Annotated in this window: 1 protein-coding gene; it reads right to left on the bottom strand. The window is 68.6% G+C overall.

Translation table 11 applies throughout. The features are described from left to right. A partial coding sequence (locus ACFXIV_RS48210) for a GNAT family N-acetyltransferase (RefSeq protein ID WP_379421577.1) occupies positions 1-430 on the bottom strand: 430 nt, incomplete at both ends.

Genomic DNA, 430 nt, shown 5'->3' with positions numbered 1-430 from the left:
GCTTTTCCACCACACGGCGGCTGGGGAGGTTCTCCGGTCGGATGCAGACTTCGACGCGGTGCAGTCCGACGGAACGGAAGCAGTGGTCCACGGCGAGTGCCACCGCTGTCGGCATCACGCCCCGTCCCGCTACCGCGCGGTCGATCCAGTAGCCGATATGCCCGGAGCACATGGAGCCCCAGGTGATGCCCGCCACGGTCAGTTGTCCAGCGAGTCTTCCCTCGTACTCGATGACAAAGGGAAGCATCCGACCGGCCTGCGCCTCGGTCCGCAGATGCCGCACCATCTGGCGGAAGGTGGGGCGGCGCGGCGGCAGATGGCCGGGAGGCGCCGGCGGAATGGTGGCCTCCCATGGGCGCAACCAGTCGCGGTTGCGCTGGTTGACCTCACGCCAGGCTCGCTGGTCGCGCAGTCTTATCGGGCGGAGGGC

Origin of the sequence: Nocardia sp. NPDC059236 (genome assembly GCF_042754085.1) — a bacterium.
Taxonomy (GTDB): domain Bacteria; phylum Actinomycetota; class Actinomycetes; order Mycobacteriales; family Mycobacteriaceae; genus Nocardia.
The sequence above is the reverse complement of the archived record's forward strand: the minus strand, read 5'-3'. Positions and strand labels throughout refer to the sequence as shown.